Below are 3345 nucleotides of genomic sequence, written 5' to 3' on the forward strand. Positions count from 1 at the left end.
CGAGTTCTTCGGTGACGGACAGGTCCTTGATGGCGAGGGTGGTAGTCATGGCAGTTCTCCTTGGGAGCGATTGGGACTTGGGGTTCGGTTGGTTCGAGCATTGTTTCTGCGCTCGGGAGGTACAAACGCATGGAGTGTGCCAAGGCGGGGCAGGTCAGCGTGAATCGCCCGCAAAGGCAGGCTGGGCTTGGGATCGATTTTTTTCGGGTACGAAAAATGGCGTCAAAGCCTGGCGCGTGCGGGCCTGGATCTGGCGGGTGCAAACCAACACAACAACACCGGGTGTCTGCTATTACGAGACACGCTGGGCCCGTGCATCGGAGGCGGACCGCACGTGCGCCTTGTAAGAGGCTCATTGGCCTCTCGCAGGAAGGCCTGATCCGTAGCGTGCCAACGGATGCCACGGCAGCCAAGGCCGACCGAATACCGGACGGAGAACGGCGCCATGGTAAAGGCCCAACATCAACCATGCCGGAGGCAGCATGCAGGAAGAGTTCGGGTACAAGGATGCGGCCGGTCGATGGGTCGCGGGGTTCGGGTCCCGTCGCGATGCCATTTCGGCGGCAGCGCAGATGGGCATGACGCAGGTGGTTACCGCGGGCTTTAGCCCTGAGCCTCCGTCCTACTTCGCGCGGTTCGAAGCGACGAGGATTATCGAGCGGATGCTCTCTGGCATGGCCTTGGGCGAACACGAGGGCAAATTGATTGGCAGCGAGCAAGCCCAAGATGTGCTCGCCCCCATTCTCGCGGCAGCGATCGGTGATGGCTTTCCCGGCCGCGAGTCCCCAGAGTCATGGAAACTTCAACTGGATCTCATGGATCGGCTGGAAGCCGCGGTTGCCGCATGGCTGGAAGAGAATCACCTGGAGTTCGCGCCGCCTAAAGTCGTGGTGTACGGGTCGGAGCAACTCCACGTCACCGGCACGAATCTGGATGTACCGCTTCGGTAGGCCTTTTGGGGGTAGCTTTGATTTCGGCGCCATTTACGACGGTTCGCAAGCCCAGCAGCGATGCGATGTTGAAAACGACAGCAATCGAGAGCATGAAAGGCTAGCACCTCTGTTAGTCGCCGCGGTGGTCGAATAGGGCGATAATGGCGCTTCAGGCCACCCCTCAGCTTGATCATGAAAATCCTGTTTCTTGTGCGGCATGCCAAATCGAGTCGCGACGATCCGTCCTTGCCCGACCGGCAGCGACAGTTAGACAATCGCGGCCGCAATGACGCGTCCAAGATGGGCAAACGCCTGACTGATCGCGGCGTCGATCCCGATCTACTCATGTCGAGCCCGGCGCTGCGTGCGCTGACCACGGCGCAACTCATCGCCGATGAGATCGGCTACAAGCGCAAGGACATCGTCGTCGATGAGCGCCTCTATGCCAGCAGCTCGGACAACTTGCTCACCATGATCTGCGCACTCGACGACAGGCTGGACCGCGTGATGCTCTTCGGCCACAATCCCGAGTTCACCGACCTCGCACATCGGCTATCGAGCGCGATCATAGACATGCCCACATGCGCAATCGCGGAGTTTTGCTTCGACGCAAAGGCGTGGGCGGATGTCGCGGAGATCGGCCCGGCGAAGGTGAGGATGGACGCACCGAAGAGATAGTGCAGGCATTCGCCAATGCGCAGCGCCAGGCCCAGCTTCATCGGCCCCGCTACACGGCTTGAAAAGGCGGCAGTGTGTACACTACCGTCCTACATTTTTTGTTTGGCCCATGAAGATCACTATCAACGAAGAGCTCCGTGCCTATATCGATCCACTTACAGAAGACGAATACGCAGCATTAGAACGCAGCTTGCTCTCGGAAGGGTGCCGCGATGCGCTGGTGTTGTGGGGCGATCTCCTGGTGGACGGACACAACCGCTACAGCATCTGCCACGAGCACGGAATCCCTTTCAATACGGTACAAAACCAGACGTTCCAGTCTATGGACGATGTGCACCTGTGGATGATCGACAATCACCTCGGGCGGCGCAGCGTATCAGATTTCCAACGAGGGGTACTTGCCCTGCGGAAGAAGGGAATCGTATCCGCGCGTCTGGCGCAAACGCAAGCGCAGCATGCAAAACCTGCCGGGACCGAAGTCGCCACGCAATCCGGGGCCGATCCGGTGTTGACTCGCGAGGCTGTTGCGCGCGCAGCACGGGTGAGCAGTGCGACGCTTGGTCAGATCGAGAAAATCCAGAAGACGGCTGCGCCCGAGTTGGTCAGCGCAGTAAAAGCGGGCGTAATTTCCATTAATGCCGCGGCTGCCGTAGCCTCCTTGCCTGGCGAGAAGCAAGTAGCGGCTGTTGCTGGAGGCAAGAAGGAACTGCGCCAGGTGGCGAGACAGGTGCGCGAGGCCCGCGTGCCACCCAAGCCTGAACTGGCGCCACCGCCCAACGACGCCACACCCGATCAACTTGCAATTCATCGCCTGACGGTATTGGTTGCACAGCTCACAGAAGAGCGCGATCAGTTGAAAAAGAAGGTGCAGCACTTGACCGTTGCACTCGCAGAGACCCGCGGTGGTCAATAGAGCGGGCGGAGAAGGGCAGGGCTGCCGAGCAGGCGATCGAACGACTACACGGACTTCCGGCGTCCAAGCCGGTCATCAGTGACGACATCGGGCTGTGGCTGGCACCGCGCGCAGTGGCTGCGCTGCGGTCTCAGGGCATCGGCGTGCTGGCGGCGCTGACAGTACGCGTGCCGCGCCGACGCCGCTGGTGGGTGGCCATTCCGGGCCTGGGCGCGGCCGGGCCCGGCGGATTGAAGCGTTCTTCGCCCAGCACCCGCAACCGACCGAGCGCGTCCGCGCGCTGATCCCGCGGGAGTGTACCGAGGGAACAATTACGTCATGCCGCTTGAAGGCGACGGGTCGCAGGGGCAGTTTCGCGCGCCGTGCCAGACCTGCACCCTCAATGCGGACAGCGACTACGCGGCCATCCACGGCTGGTTGGCGCTGCAGCAGTCGGCGGCGACCCTGCGCGCCTATCGCAAGGAAGCGAAACGCCTGATCCTTTGGGCGCATCATTGAGCGGGGGCGGCCGTTGTCCTCACTCACCACGGAGGATGCGACAGCCTATCGCAGATTCCTGCGACGACCAACGCCCCGAGAGCGCAGGGTGCTTTTCTTGCTGGAAGCCGCGCCGGTATTGGCTGGCAGCCCCGTAGATCGGATTTAACATAACACGTATTATGTGCTCCACGAGTGTCAGGGCTAAGTTGTAATGTCCGTTTATAGCCAAGTTCAAATGTCCGAGTTTGCCAAGCGTAATCTGAGCGGTTTCCAGTCTACTGGAGGCTGCCATGGCACCGGACACCATCACCCTGACCATGCGGCAAATCGATCGATTGAAGA

General features: G+C 60.8%; 4 protein-coding genes and 1 pseudogene. 4 read left to right on the top strand and 1 reads right to left on the bottom strand.

The window, feature by feature from the left end; genetic code table 11:
• The first annotated feature begins 482 nt into the window (after positions 1-482).
• The 4 genes and pseudogenes from AC1DS6_RS42265 to AC1DS6_RS42280 all read left to right on the top strand — a co-directional run.
• Positions 483-950, top strand: coding sequence for a hypothetical protein (locus tag AC1DS6_RS42265; protein ID WP_441637644.1), 468 nt, complete (start codon positions 483-485; stop codon positions 948-950).
• 174 nt (positions 951-1124) lie between these two features.
• On the top strand, positions 1125-1610 hold the full coding sequence (locus AC1DS6_RS42270; protein ID WP_441637646.1) for a SixA phosphatase family protein: 486 nt from the start codon (positions 1125-1127) through the stop codon (positions 1608-1610).
• A 109-nt stretch (positions 1611-1719) separates the two neighbouring features.
• Positions 1720-2523, top strand: a complete 804-nt coding sequence (locus AC1DS6_RS42275; RefSeq protein WP_477104759.1) for a ParB N-terminal domain-containing protein — start codon at positions 1720-1722, stop codon at positions 2521-2523.
• 20 nt (positions 2524-2543) lie between these two features.
• Positions 2544-3112: pseudogene (locus tag AC1DS6_RS42280) on the top strand (phage integrase family protein); the annotation flags it as partial.
• On the opposite strand, the gene AC1DS6_RS42285 reads toward AC1DS6_RS42280, so the two are convergent.
• On the bottom strand, positions 3041-3345 hold a 305-nt coding region (locus tag AC1DS6_RS42285), incomplete at its 5' end, for a hypothetical protein (protein WP_477104760.1). The pseudogene AC1DS6_RS42280 and the gene AC1DS6_RS42285 sit on opposite strands and share 72 nt — an antisense overlap.

The organism is Cupriavidus sp. 05L310, assembly GCF_056398185.1.

Excerpts from the sequence above, each read along its gene's own strand:
- AC1DS6_RS42275 (WP_477104759.1), top strand. The coding sequence starts at position 1,720 with ATGAAGATCACTATCAACGAAGAGCTCCGTGCCTATATCGATCCACTT.
- AC1DS6_RS42265 (WP_441637644.1), top strand. The coding sequence starts at position 483 with ATGCAGGAAGAGTTCGGGTACAAGGATGCGGCCGGTCGATGGGTCGCG.
- AC1DS6_RS42270 (WP_441637646.1), top strand. The coding sequence starts at position 1,125 with ATGAAAATCCTGTTTCTTGTGCGGCATGCCAAATCGAGTCGCGACGAT.